This window comes from Paenibacillus sp. V4I9, from assembly GCF_030817295.1.
Classification (GTDB): Bacteria; Bacillota; Bacilli; order Paenibacillales; family NBRC-103111; genus Paenibacillus_E.
In genome coordinates this window covers 4,612,167-4,636,543 of sequence record NZ_JAUSZE010000001.1, presented here as the reverse complement: position 1 = coordinate 4,636,543, position 24,377 = coordinate 4,612,167, and the positions used below count along the sequence as shown (strand labels likewise).

Annotated in this window: 19 protein-coding genes, 2 riboswitches and 1 other annotated feature; of the genes, 13 read left to right on the top strand and 6 right to left on the bottom strand. The window is 43.4% G+C overall.

Annotated features, from left to right (window positions below; translation table 11 throughout):
• Positions 1–167: 167 nt before the first annotated feature.
• Positions 168–374 (bottom strand): YrzA family protein, encoded by a 207-nt coding sequence (locus QFZ81_RS21885; RefSeq protein ID WP_307441498.1) that lies wholly within the window; start codon positions 372–374, stop codon positions 168–170.
• A 184-nt stretch (positions 375–558) separates the two neighbouring features.
• Between QFZ81_RS21885 and QFZ81_RS21880 the strand changes: the two genes are divergently transcribed.
• The 9 genes from QFZ81_RS21880 (at position 559) to QFZ81_RS21840 (ending at position 14,581) form a co-directional block, all read left to right on the top strand.
• Entirely contained in the window at positions 559–2,313 is a 1,755-nt protein-coding gene (locus QFZ81_RS21880; RefSeq protein ID WP_307604679.1) for an ABC transporter ATP-binding protein, read from the top strand.
• Entirely contained in the window at positions 2,297–4,099 is a 1,803-nt protein-coding gene (locus QFZ81_RS21875; protein ID WP_307604676.1) for an ABC transporter ATP-binding protein, read from the top strand. Before QFZ81_RS21880 ends, QFZ81_RS21875 begins: the two co-directional genes overlap by 17 nt.
• 350 nt (positions 4,100–4,449) lie before the next feature.
• A riboswitch (cyclic di-GMP riboswitch) is annotated at positions 4,450–4,535 on the top strand.
• A gap of 94 nt (positions 4,536–4,629) precedes the next feature.
• A complete protein-coding gene (locus tag QFZ81_RS21870; RefSeq protein WP_307441502.1) occupies positions 4,630–6,300 on the top strand; it encodes a pyridoxal phosphate-dependent decarboxylase family protein in 1,671 nt (556 codons plus the stop codon).
• A 7-nt stretch (positions 6,301–6,307) separates the two neighbouring features.
• Entirely contained in the window at positions 6,308–8,044 is a 1,737-nt protein-coding gene (locus QFZ81_RS21865; protein ID WP_307441503.1) for a methyl-accepting chemotaxis protein, read from the top strand.
• 167 nt (positions 8,045–8,211) lie between these two features.
• The gene (locus QFZ81_RS21860; RefSeq protein WP_307604674.1) at positions 8,212–10,449 is read left to right on the top strand and encodes a GDYXXLXY domain-containing protein; all 2,238 of its coding nucleotides are present in this window, start codon (positions 8,212–8,214) and stop codon (positions 10,447–10,449) included.
• Between the two features lie 57 nt (positions 10,450–10,506).
• Positions 10,507–11,373 (top strand): EamA family transporter, encoded by an 867-nt coding sequence (locus QFZ81_RS21855; RefSeq protein ID WP_307604672.1) that lies wholly within the window; start codon positions 10,507–10,509, stop codon positions 11,371–11,373.
• 48 nt (positions 11,374–11,421) lie between these two features.
• Positions 11,422–11,641, top strand: a binding site (T-box leader).
• A 79-nt stretch (positions 11,642–11,720) separates the two neighbouring features.
• On the top strand, positions 11,721–13,607 hold the full coding sequence (locus QFZ81_RS21850; RefSeq protein WP_307604670.1) for an arginine--tRNA ligase: 1,887 nt from the start codon (positions 11,721–11,723) through the stop codon (positions 13,605–13,607).
• 119 nt (positions 13,608–13,726) lie between these two features.
• Entirely contained in the window at positions 13,727–13,861 is a 135-nt protein-coding gene (locus QFZ81_RS21845) for a hypothetical protein (RefSeq protein ID WP_307604668.1), read from the top strand.
• A gap of 90 nt (positions 13,862–13,951) precedes the next feature.
• Positions 13,952–14,581, top strand: coding sequence for a hypothetical protein (locus tag QFZ81_RS21840; RefSeq protein ID WP_057306470.1), 630 nt, complete (start codon positions 13,952–13,954; stop codon positions 14,579–14,581).
• A 162-nt stretch (positions 14,582–14,743) separates the two neighbouring features.
• Here QFZ81_RS21840 and QFZ81_RS21835 read toward each other — a convergent pair whose 3' ends face one another.
• From QFZ81_RS21835 to QFZ81_RS21820, 4 genes are all read right to left on the bottom strand, one after another.
• A complete protein-coding gene (locus QFZ81_RS21835; RefSeq protein WP_307604666.1) occupies positions 14,744–15,721 on the bottom strand; it encodes a threonine synthase in 978 nt (325 codons plus the stop codon).
• Positions 15,722–16,109: 388 nt separating this feature from the next.
• On the bottom strand, positions 16,110–16,865 hold the full coding sequence (locus tag QFZ81_RS21830; RefSeq protein WP_307604664.1) for a YheC/YheD family protein: 756 nt from the start codon (positions 16,863–16,865) through the stop codon (positions 16,110–16,112).
• Entirely contained in the window at positions 16,858–17,259 is a 402-nt protein-coding gene (panD, locus tag QFZ81_RS21825) for an aspartate 1-decarboxylase (RefSeq protein ID WP_307441517.1), read from the bottom strand. Before panD ends, QFZ81_RS21830 begins: the two co-directional genes overlap by 8 nt.
• Before the next feature lie 372 nt (positions 17,260–17,631).
• Positions 17,632–18,399, bottom strand: coding sequence for a sulfite exporter TauE/SafE family protein (locus QFZ81_RS21820; protein WP_307441520.1), 768 nt, complete (start codon positions 18,397–18,399; stop codon positions 17,632–17,634).
• Positions 18,400–18,587: 188 nt separating this feature from the next.
• On the opposite strand from QFZ81_RS21820, the gene QFZ81_RS21815 reads away from it, so the two are divergent.
• Entirely contained in the window at positions 18,588–19,919 is a 1,332-nt protein-coding gene (locus tag QFZ81_RS21815) for an MFS transporter (protein ID WP_307606987.1), read from the top strand.
• Positions 19,920–19,939: 20 nt separating this feature from the next.
• On the opposite strand, the gene QFZ81_RS21810 is transcribed toward QFZ81_RS21815, so the two are convergent.
• The gene (locus QFZ81_RS21810) at positions 19,940–21,721 is read right to left on the bottom strand and encodes a putative bifunctional diguanylate cyclase/phosphodiesterase (protein ID WP_307441524.1); all 1,782 of its coding nucleotides are present in this window, start codon (positions 21,719–21,721) and stop codon (positions 19,940–19,942) included.
• Positions 21,722–21,783: 62 nt separating this feature from the next.
• A riboswitch (cyclic di-GMP riboswitch) is annotated at positions 21,784–21,876 on the bottom strand.
• Between the two features lie 206 nt (positions 21,877–22,082).
• On the opposite strand from QFZ81_RS21810, the gene QFZ81_RS21805 reads away from it, so the two are divergent.
• From QFZ81_RS21805 to QFZ81_RS21795, 3 genes are all read left to right on the top strand, one after another.
• Positions 22,083–22,733 carry an HAD family hydrolase gene (locus QFZ81_RS21805; RefSeq protein ID WP_307604662.1) on the top strand — a complete coding sequence of 217 codons (651 nt, stop codon included), beginning with the start codon at positions 22,083–22,085 and terminating at the stop codon, positions 22,731–22,733.
• A 41-nt stretch (positions 22,734–22,774) separates the two neighbouring features.
• Positions 22,775–23,197, top strand: coding sequence for a GNAT family N-acetyltransferase (locus tag QFZ81_RS21800; protein ID WP_307441528.1), 423 nt, complete (start codon positions 22,775–22,777; stop codon positions 23,195–23,197).
• Positions 23,198–23,529: 332 nt separating this feature from the next.
• The gene (locus QFZ81_RS21795; protein ID WP_307441529.1) at positions 23,530–24,366 is read left to right on the top strand and encodes an electron transfer flavoprotein subunit beta/FixA family protein; all 837 of its coding nucleotides are present in this window, start codon (positions 23,530–23,532) and stop codon (positions 24,364–24,366) included.
• The last annotated feature ends 11 nt before the right edge of the window (positions 24,367–24,377 follow it).

The window sequence follows — 24,377 nt, the reverse complement described above, 5'->3', positions numbered from 1 at the left end:
CTTTCTTTTTACAACAATGGATAGGAATAATGTGGATTTACTTACCTAATGCGTAAAAAGTACAACATCAGGCAAGTAAATGTTTAAAACACCACGTTTGGGCTTGCTTGCATCAACTGTGACAAATATTCTAGTCCAAGAGCGGTGTAAGTAAGCGGTTTATCTAGTTATTTAACCTTAAAATGCACAACTGCGCTGTACAGCATTTTACCAGCGTTCGGGTCGAACACGATGTGATGCTGAATCGCGAACACGTCCAGCAATAAAGCCTTGTTGTTATCGATTTGATCGTTGATTTGCCTTTCCAGCGTCTTCATATCATAAGCTTGAAAAAACTCGATTTTATTATCTATGCGATCCAAAAGAAAGTCCATGATCTTACTCCTCCCTAAGCTAAGTTGTAAAGTTAAGACAACTTCTCTTATTATAACGTCAATATCTGATATAGGAAGTACATCTGATTAGGCGTATACTGTAAAGGGATACATGACCGCATGTTCAGATGGATCGGGAATACCTCATTTGCTAGACAAACTTGTAGTAGGAAGTGATGTCGTTTTGAAGTCTACACGGTTATTGGTTGATTTCTTCAAAGAGAAATGGCCGTTGTACGTTGTAGCCGCATTGTCCATTTCTTTAGGTAACATTGTTCACTCGTACTACCCCAAGCTGCTTGGCATGTTTACAGACCAGCTGCAGCAAGGACTTTTGAGCAAAACTCTTATTGTTGACTACAGTCTAAAGCTGCTGATGATTGGCGTTACATTCGGTGTTTTAGCAGCCATTGGTCAGTATATGATCATGCGTAACGGAAGACGCTTCGAGTTTGTTTCAAGAAACCGCCTGTTTAACCATTTCACACAACTGGGCGCAACATTTTATTCAAAGAACGGCGTTGGTAAGCTGCTGAGCTATGTGATGAATGACGTAACTGTCATTCGAGAATCGATTTCCATGGGGATTAACCACGTGGTAAACTCTGCGATTTTGATCACGGCTGTCATTGTTATGATGCTGTTCAGTTCGATCCCGCTCTATTTAATTCTCGTCTGTATATTGCCCTTATTGCTTATTCCTGTTCTAACCGTTCGATTTCAGCCTATTATTAAAAAGCATTCCTTGCAGGTACAAGAAGCATTGGGCAAAATGACGGAATCGGCCGAGGAACAATTCGGCGGCATACGGGTAGCCAAGAAATTCGCTGTGGAACCGATCATGGTTCGTAGATTCAGCGAAACGGTAGATCGGATTCGCGACAACCAATTAAGATTGGTTCGGCTATCTTCCTTATTTGAAGCACTTATTCCGTTTCTGGGCGCAGTATCGCTGATCATCGCGATTGCTTTCGGGGGCTATTTGACCATTCAAGGGCGAATTACGATTGGCCATTTCGTTGAATTAACGCTATACATACGGATGATGGTAAACCCTTTACAGCAAATTGGCCGCGTCATTAACGCCATGCAGCGCTCTCGAGCTTCGCTTGAACGAATGAACGAGCTGCTCGATTTGAAATCCGAAATTGTGCAAAACGAGCTCGCGCAAATATCCGATCTCGATCACGAGGGAATTCGGATTGAACACTTGTCCTTTGCCTATCCTGATGATGAGGACGAAGTGCTTCATGACATAACGCTGACGATTGAACCCGGTAAATCCATTGGCATTATCGGGAAAACAGGCAGCGGTAAATCGACATTGGTGAAGCTAATGCTTAGGATATACGACCCACCGGAGGGGACGGTTTGGATTGGGGATACGGATATTCGCGATGTGACATTAGAAAGCTTGCGAAATCAAATCGCTTACGTTCCACAAGAGGGGTTCTTATTTAGCACGACCATTCGCGATAACATCGCCTTTTATAAAAGAGAATTACCCTTAGAACAGGTTGAGCGTGCTGCCAAGAAAGCACAAATCCTCTCCAGCATTACGTCATTTCCTGAGAAGTTTGAGACGAAGCTGGGTGAGCGCGGTGTCACCTTATCAGGTGGGCAGCGTCAACGAACAAGCTTAGCTAGAGGGATCATTAAGGATTCTCCTTTGATGATTCTAGATGATAGTGTTAGTGCTGTAGATTCCGTGACGGAGAGGCACATCATCGATACGATCCGCAAAGAGCGATTGAACAAAACGACCATTTGGATTGCTCATCGGATCTCCGCTCTGAAGCATACGGATGAAATTATCGTGCTTCACGAAGGCAGGATTGTGCAGCGCGGCACGCACGAAGAGCTAATTGCGCAAGAAGGCTTGTACGCCGAGCTTCATGCGATACAAGAGGGAGGTAGCGACGATGCCCAAACAGAGTAACAAAAGCAATGAGGAGCGGCAGAAGACGCGATCTTCCTTTCGTTCTTTATCCGTTTATGCCAAACCGCATAGGTTTACCTTTGCAGCTGTTTTATTTTGCGCGTTACTTGGGATAGCAGCCGATTTGTTTCAGCCGTATCTGGTTAAGATCGCGATTGATGATAATTTGATGATTGGGAAAAATGATTATCGCTCACTGCTGCTCATTTGCTTGTTCTATGCAGGTCTATCTATCAGCAGTTTATTCTTCAGTTATCTGCAGAACAATTTATTGCAGTTTGCTGGCCAAAGCATCGTCGCCAAAATACGCAAGGATTTGTTCGAGCACATCTTTAAGCAGTCGATGTCTTATTATGACCGGACGCCAAGCGGCAGCCTGATTACGCATGTTTCTAGTGACACGGAAACGCTGAATCAGTTTTTTACGCAGGTTCTTCTAAGTCTGGTTCGCGATGGCATGACACTCATATTCATCATCGTGCTGATGTATCATCTAGACCCACAGCTAACGCTGTACAGCATGATTGTGATTCCCATCATTGTGCTCATAGCGGTTAGCTTTCGCAGATATATGCGCAAAACCTATCAGATCTCGAGGACGCAGTTGTCTCAAATGGTTGCCTTTGCCGCTGAGAATTTATCTGGGATGCATCTCATTCAAGCTTTTCATCAAGAGAAGGAACAGATGAATCGCTTCACTGAGCGGAATCTGGGGTATTTCCGTGCTAATTTGAGAGAAATTCGTACCAATGTTTTGTTCAATCGTTCCTTTGATATTTTGGGCAATTTATCGGTAGCCTTTATTACTTGGATTGGCGGTATTGCCGTTTTTGATAAAACAATTGAATTCGGTGTTTTGTATGCATTTATAACGTATATTCGGCAGTTTTTTCAACCGATTAATAACATTACACAGCAGTGGAATACCCTTCAATCTACGACGGTGTCTGTCAATCGAATTTGGAATATCTTCTCCATTCAACCGGAAGTTAAGGATAAGGAAGGCGTGTTGTGGCCCTCGTTGTCCGACGTGAAGGGGGACATTCATTTCAATCATGTGCATTTTGGATATTTGAAGGATACAGCTGTTATTGAGGATCTAGAGCTTCATATTGAACCCGGCGAAATGATCGGTATTGTTGGGACGACGGGCGCAGGTAAAAGCTCGCTGATTAGTCTGCTTTGCCGCTTTTATGATGTGCAGGAGGGAAGTATCCGCATTGATGGCACGGATCTTCGAGATATCCCGCAGGCCGTAATACATCGTATGGTTGGACTTGTACAGCAGGAACCGTATTTATATGCAGGCAGTATTCTAGACAATGTCCGGATGTTCGATGAAACCATTACACGTGAGGAAGTTATTGAGGCATGCAGGATGGTTGGGGCAGACATTCTCATTTCACGAATGAAGGATGGTTATGAGACACGCATATCCGAGAGAGGAAGCGGGCTTTCCGCAGGAGAGAGACAGCTGATCTCGTTCGCGCGAATTATCGTATTCCAGCCGAAAGTACTGATTCTAGATGAAGCTACAGCGAATTTGGATTCCCAAACGGAGCAGTTGATTCAATCCGCGCTGCAGGTCGTAGCCGAGGGAAGAACGACACTTGTCATTGCGCATCGCATCTCGACCATTATGCATGCCAACCGCATCATTGTGATGAGTCAGGGTAAAATTGTTGAAGAAGGGAACCACGCGCAATTACTTGCTCTCCGTGGCTATTACGAGCAATTATATCTGCATTCACAGGGGAATATGGATCCTGCACAAACCATTTCGTAGCCTGAATGCACCGCAACTGAGGGTGTGAAAATAAGCTTTGTCGGACTCCTTGTTAGGAAGTCGTGACGAAGCTTTTTTTATACGTGATAAAAGTCCTAGAAGGATCCGCAAGATTCTATCGTTTATTGCTTAAATTGATTGGTATAAACTGTCTCGAAAAGAGACAAATGAACCTATTTTATCAAGGGGTCAGGGAAAATGTTAAAAAAGCAATTTAGTTACATTATAATAACTTAACAAACAATAATGGAAAATTGTGTTGTTTTATTTATATTACTATACTATACTAATGTATAAAATTGTAAAGTTTTGTTGTCGGTTATTGTCGAAGATGGGAATTTTCACCTACAACTTTATAATGGCAAACCTATTGAAAAATAGGGACGCAAAGCTAGAGGGACTACATCCAACAAGGATATGTCAGCCAGTTGCATTGTAGCAATTGGAGGAATAGGGGCATTTATGCCTATGTTTCTCCTTTTTTTTGTGAACATTTTCTTCAAGCAATTCTATCGATAGGAGAGAAATTAATGAGAGAGAAAAGACTAACGAATGTACAGCAACTATTCCCCAGTGAGGATGGAAACCAACAAACGCGTCAAATCGTTTTGCGGCTCATTGAACAATTAGTAACGGGAGTGGATGATCTCAAAAACCCGGACGGCGTCAATCTCAAGGGCGAGAAAAACCGAACAGGGACCTTTTATAACAATCTTATTCGAAATAGCTCCATTCCTAATGGCAGCGTCCCCTTAGAGGAAGTTAATACAGAGTTATTGAAATTGCTGCATGATCATCCATATCATACGAAATATTTTTTAACGAATATTTTGCCGATGGCCAGTATCCCGGGAATTATGGGCATGATCGCGGCGTTTTTGGTTAACGGCAACAATTTATGGGATGTATACGGCCCAGCCGGAGCTGAAACGGAAATAAGGGTCATCAGCATGATGTCCAAATTAATAGGCTATGATGCGTTGAAAAGCGGCGGGTATACGACATGGGGCGGGCAAGGAGCTGTATTCTCAGGACTCCGGATAGCGATCGCCAAATTCGTTCCGGATGCATTGCAAAAAGGTGTTCCCGACAACTTGTATGCTTTTTGTTCCGAAGCCGCTCACTACAGCTTGTTTAAATCTATGGAGGCATCAGGCATAGGGAGCGATAGATTGATCCGAGTTCGCACGAACACTGACAGCTCCATGGATGTGGAAGATTTGCAACATAAAATGGAAGAAGTGATCGCAAGAGGCGGAATCCCGATGTACATTGTAGCTACGACAGGAACGACGGATGCCATGGGGATTGACGATTTGGAACAAATTTATGCTGTGTCTGACAAGTCAGCCGTTCGTCATGGGTTGCGCAGACCTCATATTCATGCAGACTCTGCTTTAGGTGCATTCTTTGCTTTCTTTAATGACTATGATTTCGCCGCCAATCCACTTGAATTAAAGAAAGATGTCGCTCAGGCTTTAATTTCTATTCAAAGCAAGATGAAGCACTTGCATTTGGCCGACTCGCTCTGCTTCGATTTTCAAAAGCTAGGGCAAACCCCTTACCTGACAAGTCTATTCCTGGTCAAGGATGCCGCCGATTTAAGGCTCATGGATCTGCATCCGGATGAAACCCCCTATGTCGGACATCGGGGATACGGTCAGTATCATTCCGGATATACGTTGGAGTGCTCGCGCATGGCTAGCTCCATCAGTATATACAGCGCTTTGCTTGCATTCGGTATTCAAGGGTATCAGCAATTGCTAGCTCAGTTCGTTGAGGTTAATCTCGCTTTCCGGGAAGCGCTGCGTCAAGAAATCCCTCAAGCTGAAATCGTTAATAACGACAACCCCGGCATCATTACATTATTTCGTATATATCCGGAAGGCAGTCCTCAATTTCAGGAAGAAGTTTCGGGCAAGTGCACGCTTAAGGAAATTGAACGGAATAATAAATTTAACGAGCGTTTATTCGAAATGCTTGGGAATCATCGCGACCGTATATTTTTTGGCGATACCAAAAAGCATCTGCTTGTTCAAACGAAAGATGATAGTTCTATCGCATTATACGCGACAAAGATTTTTGTCATCTCCCCTTATACGGAGACAAAACACGTACATGAAATTATTCAATATTTGAAAGAAACTGTAGCGCAAGTTTACGAGAAATATTCCGAAACATCGATATTAAGCAGGAGGTAATTGAAAAGTGGCAAAGCATGCTCCAAATAAAATAATAAACTGGTTCAAAGGACAAATCGCGGTGAAGATGACGAGCAGTATCTTGCTGCTGTTGGTATTCGTATGCGCAGCTTTCTCCGTCTCTTCCTATTTGGCCAGTAAAAGTTTAACAACGAAGCTTGAGGATCAATTCGTACTAAGATTGACCACAAATATTGAAAATATTTCGAAATATCTGACTTCAATTCCCGAACATGCAGATGAAATTACAGGCAAAGATAAACCGGCCTATACGAAAATTAAACAGCAATTTGAACAGTTTAAAAAGCAAGACTCTCTTGAGAATGTCTATGTCTTACAGAAAGTCCAAAATAAAGATCAAATCGTCATTTTAACCGGACTTGATGAAGATTTCGGCACCGAGTATCCTTTTACGCCTGAGATGAACAACGCGATCAAGGACAATAAATTAACGATCAGTGAAATTTATAAGGATGATTTTGGTATACATAAATCAGTATTTGTTCCCCTCAAAAACGGTAAAGGCGAAAATGTCGGAATTGTCGGCATTGATTTAGACGCCTCGGTCGTTCCCAAAACGAAGCAAGAATTGTTATGGACAACCTTTACGATTACCTTATTCGTTGTAGTCTTAGGCGGTTTAATAGCCTATTTCATAAGTCGGAGTGTGACGAGACCTGTCATTCAACTGATGCGTATAACAGAAAAGGTTGCTGCCGGTGATTTGTCTGCACAAGTCTCTATTCAGCGAGTAGATGAGATCGGTAAATTGGCAAATGCTTTTAACGAGATGCGTCAGAATTTAGATTCCTTGATCCGCCAAATATTTTCTTCATCCAACCTCATTACCAATACCAGCGCACAATTGTATCAGTCTGCGGACGAATCTAGCGCAAGTAGCGGGCAGGTTGCCGTTTCTATGAACAGCATGAACGAAGGGGTTGCTGAAGTTGTTTCTTCCATTACAGAGAGTACTTCATCCATCGTTGAGATCAATTCGGAGCTATCAGAAGTAACATCCGAAGTCAAAGAGATGCAGGAAATGGCCCATAAGGTAGGTGCACAATCTGCAGACGGCCAGCAGCTTGTTGAGAAGACATTACATCAGATGAATGTGATTCAGAAAGAGATGAAGCATTCCCAAGAAGCCGCGCAGCAGCTTGGAAACCGTTCGAAGGAAATTGGGGAAATTATCCATATCATCACTGAAATTGCACAGCAGACGAACCTATTGGCTCTGAATGCGTCCATTGAAGCGGCACGGGTTGGCGAACAGGGGAAAGGCTTTGCCGTTGTCGCTGGTGAAGTGAAGAAGCTGGCCGAGCAATCCACGAAAGCCGCAAGCTCGATCACCGAGCTCGTTTCCAGTACCCAAAATGATAGCCTTCTTGTTATGGAGAGCATTGTTCAGGGAAATCAAGCAGTTGAACAAGGTCAAAGCTGGATTAATGATACGTATGAAAGTTTTAAAGTTATTTTTAACGGTATTTCCGTTTTCTCCAATCGGACAGACCATTTGATCAGTACTTTAGAGAGAGCAGAAAGATCCTTTGAGATCATTTCTAACGCCATGCAGAAAATCTCTGGGATTACTGAGGAACAATCTGCAGGCTACGAGGAAGTTGCGGCGGCAGCTCAAGAGCAAAGTGCTTCCATTCAGGAAATTACTTCGGCTATTCGCCAGTTATCTGATATGGCTGTTGTACTGCAAAGTTCTGTTCAAAATTTTAAGATTACAAATTGAATTTAAGGGTTTTCTTCATTTGATTACTTGCCAGCCTAGGGCTGGCTTTTTTGTTTTTTTAAAGTCGCAGTCATCCATGGGCTAATGATCTGGTACTAGGAATAGATAGTACTTCTCAAACTGAACATCTCTAGTACAATAAGAAGTAAGGGAGGGGGGAAATCATCTTGAAATCTAAATTTGTTACGATTCAACTAGGCTATGTATTGGGAGCAAGTGCTTTACTAACCGCCATTGTATATTTTTTTGCTACGAATTGGGAGAAATTAAACCGCTGGGAGAAATTCATTCCTGTCTTTGTGCTCATAATGGGCTTTTACGGCTTATCTGTATGGCTTTCTCGTCAAAATGGCAGGCAGTTTCTAAGTAAACTTAGCCTGTTTGCTAGTTGTATATCCTTCGGTGTAGGGGTTGGACTCATTGGGCAAACCTACAATTCTCATGCTGACAGTTACAGTTTGTTCGCCGTATGGTTCATTCCAGCATTTTTACTTGCCCTATTAACTAGATGGCAGCCCTACTATGTACTGGCCTATATTTTAGGCCATCTCGCTTATGGGATTTATTTCTTCGGACGTTGGGGAGGGATTTCAGATGTGGAAATCATCCAAATGGCTATCTGGCTCGGAATCGCCATTGCGAATGCCATCTTGTATGTCCTGACCGAGAAGGGTCGTTTGCACTCGCCATTTCTCAAATGGATCTCTTTTCAAGCAGGGATGGCGGTTTTAGTCATCGCTTCAAATTCTCAAGCGTACGAAAAGTACGGTGTCTTTATGAACTTACCTCTCGTCCTAGTACTTGCGATAACCGTTTACTATACACACAAGACGAGGAACAAAGCTTATCTACTGTTTGCCGGTTTGTGGGTATCGATTACGGTGACAGTCAAATATATTGAGCTTATTATCCAGCATTATAACGAGTTTTTTTTCATTGCCAGCTTGTTGTTTATTATCTTGTTCATCTTTGTGAATGTGAAGTTCATGAACTTTATTCGTTCTTGGAATCCTGAATCCAAGCATTTGGATCCGGGAAATCGCTCAGATTTAGAAGCTTCGGATCAAGCGAAGCCGGATGGAGATTTTACCAAATGGGTCGTCCGTGTCCTCACGGTTTCTGTCATCATTATTGGTTCGCTTCTGGGAAGCTTGACGATCATTGGGATTATCACTGTTGTACTAGGATTTAATGAACCGGAGAATATACTAATAGGCTTTGGTTGTGTCACTGTCATTGCGATGATCATAGCGAAAAAACTAAATTCATTAGTGCGATACACGATTCTCATTAGTGGATTGCTGCTTGGCGCAGGAGCGGCTGTTTTTACAGAGAATGTTCCTATTCTCTTGGTTTTCCTGGTTCTTACGATTGCAGCTTTTATCTGCATTGCTGGGTTGGTTCATCGTATATTCTTTTTTCTTGCCGCTGTTATTGTTGCTTCCTTTGTACTTTTCAATTGGATGGATAGCGGGATAATTGTGCTTACCATGCTTACCAGTTTATTATTCGTTATATTTGCCAGTGGTCAGGTCATAGCAAATGCAGGAGTCAGACAACCTATACTTTACAGCAGTTTTCCTTCATTTCTGATAACTTTATTTGCCTTAACCTTTATGGCGGAGTCATCTTGGTACTATATAGCCAATGTGCTGTTCTTTATCGTCGTTGTTCTCGCTTTGGTCATTAGTAGACAACTGCATATTAAATGGATTTACGCTTGGTCAATGGGCTTCTGGATTGCTTTCCTAGTATACAAATATTACGATCTGGCCTGGAAGCTTCTGCACAAATCGATTAGCTTTGCAGTCATCGGGATTTTGGTTCTCGCCTTTACAGTTTGGTATGAAAAAAGACATCGCTTGGAAGCGATTGAACCAGCGGAGGTTAGCTCTAATTATACAATGAACCGCTGGATTATTGCCCTGCTAGTTCTGCTGCAAGTCATGGCAATGTCCTTACAAATTGGTAAAAGTGAGTGGCTGCTCGCTCACGGACAGCTAATTAAGCTGCAGCTTGAACCGCTTGATCCACGTTCTCTCATACAGGGTGATTATGTGCGTTTGCGCTATACGATATCTGAGACGGAAATCTTTGAAGTTATGGATCATGCGTCCACTTCTAAGAAGAAAATTACAATCGTTCTCGCTCCGAACCGGGCGACAGGTGTTTACGAATACCGCCGCGTGTACACTAAAGGGGAAACATTAGCAGCGGGAGAGGTTCGCTTGAATGGAAGCAAAATCGGTTACGAGGGTATTGAGTTCGGCATTGAGACTTATTTCATTCCGGAAGGAACAGGCGGTGTATATGAACGGGATGCCAAATTTGCTGAAGTAAAAGTATCTGCTGGCGGCGATGCGATCCTTGTGCGTTTATTGTTACAACCAAGTGTTGTTCAATAAAGATTAATGTGGTAAAATTACCCGATCTTTGCTTAAAAGAAAGGGGTATCTGTTCTCATGTGGCTCATATTTTCAGTACTTGCGGCTATCAGTTTCGGGCTGCGGGGCATTCTATATCATTGGACCAGTCAGCAATCGCTGAATCGGAATGTGCTGCTCTGCGGCACATTTTTTATGGGGGCGCTCGTCAGCATTGGCTGCGCCCTTATTTCACAGCAAGAGTGGACGGTGTCTGCTTTGATTGGTGTTCAGATGGGATTGTTCTCATTTGGAGCCAATGCCAGTATGTTCAAAGGCTTTGCGGTAGGCAAAGCCTCGTTAGTTGCCATCCTCACCGGGTTACCATCGGTCGTTGTGGTCTTCGTTGCATTTCTACTTTGGGATGAACGACTCAATTTATGGCAGTTTTTTGCCTTCATTGTGATCGTTGTAGGTATCTTATTCGTTCGTTATTCGAATGATATCACATTAAAGAATCTGCAAGGAGCCGGATGGGGAGTGCTTGCTTTGTTTCTTTTTGCCGGAAATGATTTGTCTAGCAAATGGACAACCATCGTTTCTGCGCCATTATTTCCAACGCTATTTTTTATGTTTGCAACAGGGACATGCTGTTTTGGATTATGGTGGTTGAAAGACAGGGCCAAGGATATAGGAAAGGAAGCTGCGCCAGCCAGTTGGACAGAACGTAGAACCTTCCTGATTGGAATGGTCGTCGGGATTACAAATGTCATTGGCATGATCTTCATTATCCATGCGTTCGATCAGGGGAAAACGGGGTTAGTTTCCGCGGTCGTTGCACTTAATGTATTGATTGTCTTATTGTATACACGGTTTGTTTTGAGGGACAAATTCTCGAAAATGGAGCAATCCGGCTTAGCTTTAGCATTCATTGGCATTATGATGATGAAATTAGTTGCATCTTGACAACACATTATTATTGCTGTAATATTCAGTAAATTCTTAATCTCATAAGCAACATTGGTGAACAGGACAGTAATTCTTGTCGGACAGTCGCAGCGAGCCGGAGCAGGTGGGAACCGGTACGAATGTCAAGAGTGAAGCGGGCCTGGGAAATGGTCTTCCGAAAGTACGATGTAGGGAGATCCGGCGTAAGCCGTTATCGTTGGAGGGGTTAAACCAGTGGTTTAACACTTAGAGTGGTACCGCGGGAATGACAGCTCTCGTCTCTTATTGTAGAGACGGGGGCTTTTTTGTGTTTTCCTGCGAAAAACATTCGCAGTTTCGCACTATCCTATTAGGAGGAATATTCCATGATTCAGCAGCTTCTAACGAATGAAATCAAGCTTCATGTAGATGTTTTATTTCAAGAGTACGGAATAGAACAGCCTGCGACTCTGAAAATCTTGACAGAGCACCCAGCTCATCCTGAGCACGGTGATTACAGCACGAATGTAGCAATGCTTTTAGCAAAAATAGTTCGAAAAGCTCCTTTGCAAATCGCGCAAGAGCTTCAACAACGCATAGAAAAAAACGGGTGTGTTCAAGGCTTATTTGCCAAAGTGGCTGCGGTGCCGCCGGGGTTTCTGAACTTTTATGTAAATTGGGACACCTGGTCTTCTGGTCATTATGGTGCTGCCAAAGAGCTTGTTGACCAAAAAAACAAAACTAAAATTTTGATCGAGCATACGTCAATCAACCCCAATAAAGCCGCTCATGTTGGCCATTTGAGAAATTCCTGTATCGGTGATTCGTTGTCACGCATGCTCTCGCAAGCAGGCTATCAGGTGGAGGTGCATAACTATATTGATGATCTGGGGAATCAATTAGCGGATACCGTGGTGGGCATTCTTCATACACAAACAGAAGAGCCTTATAATCGATTTGGCGACTTTTGTTGGGAGACTTACGCGAAGGTGAATCAGGCTTACAAAGTGCAGCCGGAGCTAGTAGAGCAGCGTTCTACAGTTCTTCATTCGCTAGAGAGCGGGCATTCCAATCTTGCATGGATGGGTGCTTTGGTGGCGGAAAGGATCGTTCGCGAGCAGTTGGAAGAAATGAAGCAATTCGGTATTCACTACGATGTGCTGGTTTGGGAAAGCAGTATTGTGAGAGCGGGATTTTGGGATACAACCTTCGAGCTGTTAAGCCAAACAGGTATGTTTCATAAGGTGACGGATGGGAAACTAGCAGGCTGCTGGGTACTGAAGAATCTAGAAGAAGGAGCTGTTACAGCTGGAGAAAGCACGGATTATCAAGGGGATAAAGTGCTCGTCCGTTCCAATGGTATTTTAACGTATACAGCAAAGGATATAGCCTATCATCTATGGAAATTCGGTGTGCTGCCGAATGATTTTGTATATAAAAAATGGGAGGATGGACTATGGTCCACAGCTTCCCAGGGCAGAATGAAATCGATAGGGCAAGCGGATGTCGTCATTAATGTCATTGATTATCGTCAGCAATACCCGCAGGAAATGGTTAAGCTAGCTCTAGAAGTACTGGGCTATGAGCAGCAGGCGAGTCAACTTAAGCACGTGAGCTACGGGGTCGTTTCCTTAAGCCCGGAAACTGCTTCAGGACTGGGTATTGATATTTCGGATGACAAGAGCTCCTATGCGATGTCTGGACGCCAAGGGATTGGAATTAAAGTCGCGGACCTACTTGATCGCATGGAGAGAGTCATTGACGCTAAACGCTCAAGAAAAGCGGGGATTTCCAGCAGATCGATAGCTGCGGCTGCGATCCGTTATTATTTGCTGAAATATCAGCTGCAAACGGAAGTTGTTTTTGACCTGGAACATGCGACGGAAATTACCGGGAACACGGGCGTCTACTTGCTTTATGCATACACAAGAGCAAACAGTATATTGGACAAAGCGAAGAAAGATACTCGACTTCATAAGATGGATGCAAAGTTCGATGGGACCCTTTTGGAAGAACAGGAATACCACCTTTTGAGGCACGTCGCCTATTGGCCCGAAACACTGGAAACTGCCACTAAGCAATTGGCACCTAGCATACTCTGCCATTATGCTTTCGAGCTAGCTTCGCTTTTTAACCATTTCTACAGTGTTTGTCCGGTTTTAAAAGGTAGTGAAGAACACATCGCCCATCGCTTTTGGATCACGCAAACGTATAAACAGACCATGCATCATGTATTGGAAGTACTGGGTATGCCGACACCAAAACGATTGTAACCGGAAAAACGATCACATTCATCCTATGTACTCGCCGAGACAACCTGTCACTCCTTGCGCATATGCTACTGCAGTATGCAGCTGTTGTTCATGCGCTCAAGTGGAGGAGGAGCTCGTCTATGCTTAAATCAAGCTATAGCAATGGAAAATTGAAAGGAAGAGTAAGACAATTTGCTAAAGCAACGATCGGTCAAGGAGGCATTGCCATTTCGATAAATGCTTCGGAAGTCGGGGTTGTTCGCATTCGACCTTAAAAATGCAACATAAGCTTTCTGATCTTGATCAAATGCGGTACAATAGGGATATTCGTGCCAATTTGAATGTTTCAGGAGGCTTTAACCACAATGACAGAAAAAGATATCGATACACAAGCTCCAGTAGATAACGAACAAGATCAAGAACGCGAGCAGGCCCAAATCATTATGACTTGGTTTCAGCACATTCAAGAAGTAATGAAAGAACAATTTCCCGAATATGAAGTAGATGGACAAATCGGTAATAATCCGACTTACGGTCCCATGTTTGCTTTCACACTTAAAAATGATGAAAAGTCCACATCATGCGGATTTTTCTTGAATGAAATTATGAGAAACTTCCAAACGAATCCGAATGCGGGGCTGTGGCTATCGTCCTTCTTCGTAGACTTGCTGAGAAGCCCAGAAAATCATCCGCTGCCGAATCCTCCACAGTCGGAAGATGAAGCCAAAGAGCTGCTGGATAAACATATTGTTCCTTATTGTGCGGCTACCGTACGAGAAGAATTCCCTGATCAAAAGATCTACGTGGACTTGGAGCTTCATGAGGAGCATGGTCCAGTCCTAGAGGCTGGCTTCGTAGCCGTTGAAGATGGCAATAATACGTGTGCACTTCCGCTGCAATATTTAATGACGTTATATTTATTGAATCGTGACCCGGCAGAGCCTTTAATTCAAGCGATGTATCGGTTGTATGAAGAAAATAATTTAGGTCAATAAGGTTGAGAAAATGAACAGCCAGGAGGGTTTCCTCCTGGCTGTTTTGTTTTGGCTTGGTTTATTTGGTTTTGTTTGGTTAGGTTTGGTTAGGTTTGGTCTTTTCTTCCTGTAAATAGGCTTTTTTGTGTTTGCATCATGGGAAGTGTACAACGTACAGCATTCCTACAAACGGCAATAATCCTCATAGCTTTTAATAATCGGAAGTGCAGAGATGGAACCAAACTTCACATATTTCATCGCATGCGATGTGTTAAAAAGCACAACGGAATCGCTCGGACGCAGCCATCCGCTGTCACAGAGGGCAAGCAGTCCTGCCCAAGTTGCCGAGCCTTCGGGGGACGCGGAGATGCCCTGCGAGCCCAAAGTGCGAGTGGCCTCGGCAATTTGGCTCTTGGAGAGGGCGATGGCTGTGCCGCCGCTCTGTTCCACAATCGACAGGATGAACGCCAGATCTGGCGGATTCGGTACGCGCATACCTGTCGGACTTGCTTCTACTCCGGCAGCTTGGTCACTTTCAGCTTGGCTGCATGCTATGCCATCGACAATTGGCTGGCATCCCTCTTCCTGAACGCAGACGAATCTTGGCATGGGACCGTCAATCCAGCGGAGTTCTTTGAGCTCCTGGTAAGCTTTCCACATGCCAATAATACCAGAGCCGCCGCCGGTTGGATAAATGATAACGTCGGGGAACGTCCAACCAAGTTGTTCGGCGAGCTCAAGTCCCATTGTTTTCTTGCCTTCTACACGTCCGGGCTCCTTCAATGTGCCGATGTTTACCCAACCCTGATCTTGTTTACCCGCTTCAATGATTGCTGCTGCATCATGAATGAAGCCGTCGACAAGGAAGGTGGCTGCTCCATATAACGGACACTCGTCCACAATTAATGGTGGGCAATCCTTGGGGATAAAGACGGAAGCCTCGATTCCGGCACGCCCTGCATAGGCTGCAAATGCGCCCGCGGCATTTCCATTTGATGGAACGGCCGCTTTAGTCGCTCCGGCTTCTTTGAGCAAGGAAACAGCGACGGAGAAGCCCCTCGACTTAAAGCTCCCCGTCGGGTTCTGCTCTTCTCTCTTGATCCATAGACGTTTAATCGGCAGCTTCTGCTCCCATCCTGCATGCGCAGCAGCGGCGTCCAACCTTCTCCTAAGGTGATGATACAATCAGGGTTACTCACTGGAAGCAATTCTTTATATCTCCACATCGATGGGTAGCGTGTTTGTAAAGCTTCCTTCGTTAACGTTCTAGCTATGTGCTCCAAGTCGTAATCGACCAATAAAGTGCCACCGCAGTCACATTTCATTTCTTGATAGCGGAAAGGGAGCCTTGCAGAACATCGCGAGCAATAAAGCCCCAATCGATTCATCTCCGGGCCTCCTCAAAGTTTTCAACAGGAAAACTATTGTAGTTGTAATTTGAGTTTCGCTATTGCAAACTCTTATTTAGACTATTACTAAGAGGAGAAGAAGGAAACGGCTTGTGTCTTTTGATTTATTTTATTTTTCGAACTTATTTTCCGGTTTATTTTTACGATTCATTTTTTTGTTTTTTTCTGTGAAATGACTTCATTTTGTGGAACATCGATTTATCCTTCAGTTTCAAAAATAGCTCAAGCATGGGAGCAAAATTAACCTCAATAATCCAAACATCTCCCTCTTTATCAAAAGCCATATCAATCCCCATCGTACGCACCCAAGGATAGAAAGGACCTAATTTCTGAGCGGCTTGTAGAGCAACTTTATCGAGCTGTGAGAGGAGGTCAGCAGCCCGCATCTTTTTGAGCGCCGAGTTTTTGAGAGCATGCTCCACGGATACGACCTTACCGCTGCTCATGCGAATATTCGTTACGATAAAGCCCTTTCCGGCCACTTTGGCCAGTTTACCAGTCACTTCCCAAGATGAATTGAGGCGTCGCTGCACCATCACTCTTAGATCAAAGGGCCGATCATTCACCGTAGCAAGCGGAATTCGCTGCTGAATGATGTTGTTCTTGCCCGCTTTCTTTTTGATATAGGCGTTTAATTGGCTATGCTCTGTAAAATTTTTCTTCGTAGCGCCATCCTGTACCTCATATGTGGAAGAATCCATCTTTTTGATCCGAATGACACCATTGCCCCCATAGCTCCCAGTCGGTTTAATGATGACCTCACCGTATTTTTTTATCATGCGCCAGAAAGAGCTCTTTCTCAGCCATGCTGTTTCTGGAAGATTCACACTAAGTTTAGATGATTTCCGCAGCAGCTTATATTTAGACCATTTGCTTGTGTTTAGTTTCTTAGTCATTAGACTTCACTTCTTGCTTTTGAATAACCAAATCATGTTCTTCAACTCGGAGTAATTGATTACGTTCATCAACGAAAACCACTTGAGGCTTGAGGTTGATAACTTCGGCTTCATTCATAAGGCCCATACTAAGAATAATAACGAGGTCGCCAGGAGCAAAAAGGTGGGCAGGGGGACCATTCAAACCGATCTTACCGCAGCCTTCCGGCGCAGGTATCGCGTAAGTTTTCCACCGGGTAGCGTTACGCAGGCTTGTGACTTGAACCATTTCATAGGGTAAAATATTCGCTTTGCGCATCAGTAAACCGTCTATGGTAATGCTTCCAACGTAATCTAAATCGGCTTCCGTTACCGTCGCACGGTGGATCTTCCCTTTACACATAAGTCGCTGCATATGCAGTAGCTCCTTTATCATCACATTGGGTTTACATCACAAAGTATGACTAAGGTCAGTCTCCTGGTGTAGGTTAAAGCCTATTTCCTACGAAAAATGGGTTAATGCCACGTTGAATTATGCCTGTGATATACTAATTGTTTGCTTTCACAGCAGCAGTGGTAATTACAAGTATCATATTGAGCATACTTAGCTATAAATTGTGGTTTACTCGGGAAATGACGTTGAAGTAAAGGAGCAGATATTTCCCGGGGAACCGCACAAAACGACATGATATGAGCACAGCAAAAAGCGTCCGATTAAGTCTACTCGGACGCTTCTTCGTATGGATGACCAGTTGAATGAAAATAAAAACCGAGCCTCAGCTCCGATTCATCCTATTAATTTAAGACCGCTAATTAATACCAGACTAGCAATAATCGTGCGCAGAATATTGGTCGGTGCCTTGGTGGATAGCATGCTGCCGATGATGACACCGGGAACTGAACCGATGAGAAGATTGAGGACGAGTGTATAGTTTACATTCCCCATACTTGCGTGCAGAATACCTGCAGTTGTCGCAAGGAAGAAAGCATGAGCGATGTCAGTTCCTACGAGCTGAGCAGGAATCATACGGAAAAAGTAAAGCATCACAATGGCATACAGGGAGCCAGATCCAATGGACGTAAGTCCGACAACAAAACCCAATACAGCACCAATTGTAATGGTTAGTCCTCGTTTCTCCTCCAAAGATTTGAGCTGCCAACGATTTTCTTTGATCTTGTGGCCGAAGAAAACTTTAAACAAGGTAGCAAAAGCTACTAGAATCAAGACATAACCAAGAGCATGCTTAATAATGATCTCCTGATTATGAAAGAACGAATTGAATAATTTCAAAAAAATAATGGCTGCGATTACACCTGGAATACTACCCATAGCGAGCATTTTAACCAGCTTGAAATCAATCGTTTTCTGCCGCCAATGCTGAATGGTGCCAAAAAGCTTTGTAATCGAATTATAAAGAAGGTCTGTTCCCACGGCAATTGAAGGATTTATACCAATCAGGATCAAAATGGGGGTGAGCAGCGAAGCTCCGCCTACACCAGTCAATCCGACCATAAAACCAACGAATACACCCATAAATAAAACTGTTAAAGTCATGTTGTCATGTCCCCAATCCAATTACCCACTAACCATATTGGATTAATTTTATTATATAGAAAAGCATTATGTAAAGGAAAACTTTTAATTTAATTGATTACATCATGCTCTGAACATGCTATTCATTCATTCTGGAATAAGTTACAATATATGGATGTAAAAAAATCAGCATTAAGGAGGGGACATCCATTAGAAATCGAACAACGGTTATGGTGAGTATTGTTTTGGCGGTATTAGTGTCGTCTATCGATACCACGATTGCGAATACCACAATGCCGATTATTGTGAAAGAAATTGGTGGCAATGACCTGTACGCATGGGCATTTACCTCTTATATGGTCCTTTCTACTGTATTAGCTCCATTAGCAGGCAGATTATCAGACCTATTTGGACGAAAACGGATCTATGCAGCAGGTATACTACTGTTTCTCTTCGGATCAGTGCTTTGCGGTTTATCCCAGAGTATGCTGCAGCTGATCCTTTTCAGAGCGATTCAAGGGATTGGTGCAGGGGTGATGATGCCTTTTCCTGCCATCATTGCTGGAGATATTTATCCGGTGGAGCAGCGCGGTAAAATTCAAGCGTATTTCACAGGGATGTGGGGGTTATCTGCGATATTAGCGCCTCTTCTGGGTACATTCTTCGTGACCTACCTGAGCTGGCGGTGGATTTTTTTCGTTAATATACCAGTATGTATCGTTGCACTTCTTGCCTTGCAGCCGTATAAGGAAGTGTATCAACCGAAGAAAGCAGTGGTCGATTATGGCGGAGCTATTTTGTTTGCCTGTGGTATATCTTTATTGCTGCTTACAACAGCAGTTGAGCATTATAGCTACATCTATGGTGCGCTAGGGGGCATATTTATGATTGCTTTCTTTTTATATGAGAGAAAACATCCTGCGCCACTCGTTCCGTTAAATCTGCTGCGCAATCGTCCGGTGGCCACTATGATTGCCAGCTCTTTTCTTAGCTGCGCGGCTCTCTTTGGGACTTCCAGCTTCATACCTCTCTTCTTGCAAAATCAAGGCTACTCGTTGTTTGTCAGCGGTATTGCACTTCTAAGTACATCCATTGGGTGGATGGCCGTTGCTATACCTGGTGGAAAATGGGTGCTTCGCTTTGGATATAAACGGCTATTAGTCATAGGTAATATAATACTGGTTATTACTGCGGCCTTATTTTACTTCATTCACGAAGGTACTCCATTCTGGTACACGTTTAGCGCTCTAACTACGCTTGGTATTGCTTACGGTATAATTTTCACCATTACAACAATCGGTTCACAGCAGCTTGTAGAAGCACACCAGAAGGGGATTTCAACCTCGCTGCAGCTTTTTGCACGGAATATTGGGACAGCGGTCAGCGTAACAATTATGGGGGCGATCCTTACTAAATCCAGCGTCTTTTACACGGGTATTCACGGCATGTTCGTGTTTGGACTTTTGGCAAGCTTACTCTCATTGGCCATGCCGTTTGCTATTCGTTCGGCGTCCAATATGAAAAGCCAGAAGACGGAGTAACTTCCGCATTCTGGCTTTTCTCATAAAGCATTTGGACTAGCATTTGCATCATGAATAACATAACTCTTTTCAAATAGCTGGGCTGTAAGTGGAACTGAGAATAAGTATCCTTGTATATTTTGACAACCAACTCTTTCTAAAAAAGTGAGCTGTTCATGAGTTTCTACACCTACGGCAATGACACTCAATTTTAAACTATGCGACATGGCCATAATAGCTTCAATGATTGAAGATGCAGATATACCGGTGAAAATGTCTTGAACGATTGTTTTATCAATTTTCAAAGTATCGACTGGCGATTTATGTAAATAACTTAAAGAAGAATAACCAGTTCCGAAATCATCGACGGAGATTTTAACTCCCATACGCTTTAAAGCATAAAGCTTTTCCATGCAGCTGAGGCCGTTATTCATCGCTGCGCTTTCGGTAATTTCGAGTTCTAAGTACTGTGCTTCCAGCTCATTTTGATGCAGAATCTCGAGAATCATAGTCACCAAATCTTCTTGATGAAACTGGACAGCGGATATATTGACTGCAATAGGAACAGGCTCCATACCCGCATCTTGCCATTTTTTCATTTGTACGCAGGCTGTATGTAAAACCCATTTCCCGATTGCAATAATTTGTCCGGATTCTTCTGCAATAGGAATAAATTCCTTCGGTGAGATGCTTCCTAACTCATGGCTATCCCACCTTAGTAAAGCTTCTACCCCGATTATTTTTCCGGTAGGAATATGGAATTTGGGTTGGTACATCAGGTAGAGTTCATTATGATCTATGGCTGTCCGGAGAGATTGTTCACATGCGCTTCTCCTCGAATAAATGACACTCATTTCCTGTTCATAAAAATAATAATGGTTTCCTCCACGTTCTTTGGCCAAATACATCGCTTGATCGGCATTTTTCAGTAAAACCCCCGGATCTTCTCCATCGATTGGATACAAAGAGATACCAATACTGGTGGAAACAAAAACATTTCGCCCGTCGATTTGGAAAGGAGCTTCCAATTGTTGAATGATTTTCTCCGCTTGCAAAGCAGCAGACTTCCGATTTCCGAACGGGTGCAAAATCACGAATTCATCGCCACTAAGTCTGGAGACAATGCCTTGTTCAAACAAACTTTCGGAGAGCAGGGCGGAGAACTTTTGCAAAACTAGATCTCCTAAGGGATGGCCTAAGGTATCATTTATGAGTTTAAACCGATTTACATCAAGGAAGAGTAGAGCTAAGCTCTGATTATGTAGTATGGCATTGTTTAACGTATCATGGAAAAGCTGAGTGAACTGGTTGCGGTTTGGCAAACCTGTCAGAAGATCAAAATAGGCTAGCTGCTGTATCATTTCCTCGGACTTCTTTTTTTCAGTCAAATCGCGAAGATAAGCTGTATAGACATGCTTTCCTTTATACGGAATGCTCGTAATCGTTATTTCCGCCGGAAATAAGCTGCCATCCGATCGAAATGCTTTCAATTCAATTCGCTTTCCGATAATCGTTTCGTCTTTGGCCGTGAATAGCAGATTTAAGAAGGTTGTCTCCTGGTCATCTTTTTCAAAAAGAAAATCGATTAACGTAAGCCTTAGAGCTTCTTTGCGTTCATAACCAAAAATGGCTTCTGCCGCAGGATTAAACTCTATGATCCTCCCATTTGAATTAAACATCATGATACAATCGATAGCAGACTCTACAATGGAAGCTTTGAGTGCTGTTTTGTTAGTAAAGGATATGTAAAGAGCAATTATTAAAATAATGAACGATAGCAGCATGAGGTAAATAGGATAACTATCTGTTAGCGTATGGTGCATGAATCAACCTCATTTCTTATAAATAAAAAAGTCCATCCCGAATGAAAGGATGAACTCCTTGACTCGGTAACCTGTCGTCCATAGCATCCCAATTAGGGATGCCTTAGGTCATGGCTTTGCGTCGCATTGTTTCCAATGGTTTGCTATTAACGATTCTATATATGTAGTTCAAAAGGCACTAGTTAATGATGGGAAAAGCTTTTATACCAGTTATTACGCCTCATTATAATTAGTTGAAAATGACGTGTCTATAGCGGTATTTACATATAATTAGCGAATAATGTCGAATTCAACTAAAAATAATTAATAATGCTAAATTCTTAAATTTTCTATAGTTCTAGAGATGGATAGGTGAGGTTCAATGTATAAATCAAGCCATGTTCGAGGCATTATTTTTGATATGGATAATACACTGCTGAGGTCTAGGATTAATTTCCAAATGATGAAAAAGCAAGTGGCGGACTACCTTATTGTGCATGATTTATTGCCGGTTGGTTTTCCAATTCAAGGGCATACCACATCAACCATGATTGAGTATGTGAAAGCGAAAGGGATGCCTGAAGAGTCCTATACAGAAGTGATGAAAATGGTCGTTCAACATGAATTAGTAGGTATGGAGGGCGCTGGACTGGAATCCGATGTTTCCGAGCTTCTGAATGTTTTAAAGACTGGCTATGTCCTGGTTATTGTGACAAATAATTCATACGAGGCAGCGGTCCATGCGTTGGAAACGACCGGAATTCATCCATACTTCGATTTGATCATCGGGAGAGAGCAGATGGAAGCCATGAAACCATCTCCATCCGGTTACTTCGCTGCTAAGCAGCATTTTCCGCAAATTCTTGAGAGCGAATGGATATCGATCGGAGATTCGTGGATAGATGGCAGAGCATCCATAGATGCTGGAATCCCCTTTATCAGCTATGGTCCCAATGGACACTTGATGAAGGAGAAGGGGATTACCCCAATAGCGAATATTGACAGCTTGCTTAAGTTGTTAGATTATGTGTAGATAACGATTAATGAAAGTAGTGAATAAAGATGTTAGTTAATGTGAAATCTCGACTAAACGAAAATGAAATACAAGAACTGCTTAGCTACAGTGTTTTCCCCGATCCGGAGGCGCTACAACCTGTAATTGATCGTTACGAAAATGATGCTAATCTATGGTTGTTTGGGTATGAATCCGAAGGTATCTTGGTGGGCATCATCGGCTTTGAACTCAGTGATAATCAGGAGATGACGATCACTCATCTGGCCGTTGAACCGGAGAGCAGAGGGGTAGGCTTTGGGAGAGGGATTATCCTTGAAATTATTGAAGATATGCACCCCGTTCGAATCGTGGCAGAAACGGATGAAGAGTCGGTCCAATTTTATCGGAATATTGGATTCGTCATTCGAAGCCTCGGGGAGAAATATCCCGGTGTAGAGCGTTTCCTATGTACGTATGAGGTAGAAGAAGCGGAAGAGGAGTAAGCTTGTGTAAATGTTCTCTTTTAAAAAAGGATCTGAGTCGTCGACTCAGATCCTTTTTTTGTGTGCGCCCATCATGGGCGTTCGGGGCTAAACGCCATCTCCTACTCGATAGCGAGCAACATCGGTAAGAATACTTTTGAGCCTTAGACTAAAGTAAGTGTCATGTTAGGAAGCTTTTCGCATATATTGTGTTAGATTATTAACTTAAAAAAAAGAGTGAAAGCGATTTCGTTTCGTCATTTTAAGTGACAAAATTCACAATGCTGACAAGCTCAGATCCGTTTGCTGTCGAATGTGCAAGCAAGTTTCCTAAGAAATAGGAGGGTGCAGAGATGCTGCATATTGTAGTTTGTATCAAGCAGGTACCTGATTCTAGAGAAATTCGCATTGACCCCAAAAATAATACGTTAATTCGCCAAGGTGTCCCAAGTATCGTGAACTTCTATGATATGCATGGGCTGGAAGAGGCACTCCGTATTAAGGATGAACAGGGTGCGAGGATTACAGTAGTAACAATGGGACCTCCGCCTGCGGAGAAAGGCTTAAAGGAATGCATCTCCCTAGGGGCAGACGATGCCGTGTTGGTGACGGATCGCGGCTTCGCGGGAGCGGACACGCTGGCGACATCGTACGTTGTTGCCCGAACCATCCGTAAAATAGCCGAAACGTGGGGACCGGTGGATATCGTTTTTTGCGGCAAACAAACGCTGGACGGCGACACGGGGCAAGTTGGGCCTGGCGTCGCATGCCGATTGGATTTGGAACAGCTTACTTATGTAAACAAAGTCGCCAGTGTGGATGAAAAGCGGCGGAAAGTTCGTGTGCATCGGCTCTTGGAAGATGGCATTGAAGTCGTTGAGACAAGCATGCCAGTGCTGATCACGGCGCTGAAGGAACTGAATAAGGTGAGACGAGCTTCGCTGCCTGGCATGATTCGGGCTGCGCGCTATAAGCCAACGGTTTGGACGACAGCTGATTTTCCAGATCTTGAAAAAGCGAAAATCGGGCTAAAAGGCTCACCAACGATCGTAGCCAAAACATGGGTTCCTGAGGTAAAAGCGGTTAAAACGCATATGATCGTGTTTGATTCGCCAGAAGCAGCAGCTGCTCAGTTAGCTGATCAGCTCATGACGAAGGAGATGCAGACTTTGTTGGACTGGTCTTCGTGAAAGTAAAGCAT

Bases quoted from the DNA above. Each gene is read 5' to 3' on its own strand.
- QFZ81_RS21845 (WP_307604668.1), top strand. From the start codon at position 13,727: ATGCTTAAATCAAGCTATAGCAATGGAAAATTGAAAGGAAGAGTAAGA.
- QFZ81_RS21810 (WP_307441524.1), bottom strand. From the start codon at position 21,721: ATGCACCATACGCTAACAGATAGTTATCCTATTTACCTCATGCTGCTA.
- QFZ81_RS21855 (WP_307604672.1), top strand. From the start codon at position 10,507: ATGTGGCTCATATTTTCAGTACTTGCGGCTATCAGTTTCGGGCTGCGG.
- QFZ81_RS21850 (WP_307604670.1), top strand. From the start codon at position 11,721: ATGATTCAGCAGCTTCTAACGAATGAAATCAAGCTTCATGTAGATGTT.
- panD (WP_307441517.1), bottom strand. From the start codon at position 17,259: ATGCAGCGACTTATGTGTAAAGGGAAGATCCACCGTGCGACGGTAACG.
- QFZ81_RS21840 (WP_057306470.1), top strand. From the start codon at position 13,952: ATGACAGAAAAAGATATCGATACACAAGCTCCAGTAGATAACGAACAA.
- QFZ81_RS21875 (WP_307604676.1), top strand. From the start codon at position 2,297: ATGCCCAAACAGAGTAACAAAAGCAATGAGGAGCGGCAGAAGACGCGA.
- QFZ81_RS21820 (WP_307441520.1), bottom strand. From the start codon at position 18,399: ATGACTTTAACAGTTTTATTTATGGGTGTATTCGTTGGTTTTATGGTC.
- QFZ81_RS21805 (WP_307604662.1), top strand. From the start codon at position 22,083: ATGTATAAATCAAGCCATGTTCGAGGCATTATTTTTGATATGGATAAT.
- QFZ81_RS21830 (WP_307604664.1), bottom strand. From the start codon at position 16,865: ATGACTAAGAAACTAAACACAAGCAAATGGTCTAAATATAAGCTGCTG.
- QFZ81_RS21795 (WP_307441529.1), top strand. From the start codon at position 23,530: ATGCTGCATATTGTAGTTTGTATCAAGCAGGTACCTGATTCTAGAGAA.
- QFZ81_RS21885 (WP_307441498.1), bottom strand. From the start codon at position 374: ATGGACTTTCTTTTGGATCGCATAGATAATAAAATCGAGTTTTTTCAA.
- QFZ81_RS21870 (WP_307441502.1), top strand. From the start codon at position 4,630: ATGAGAGAGAAAAGACTAACGAATGTACAGCAACTATTCCCCAGTGAG.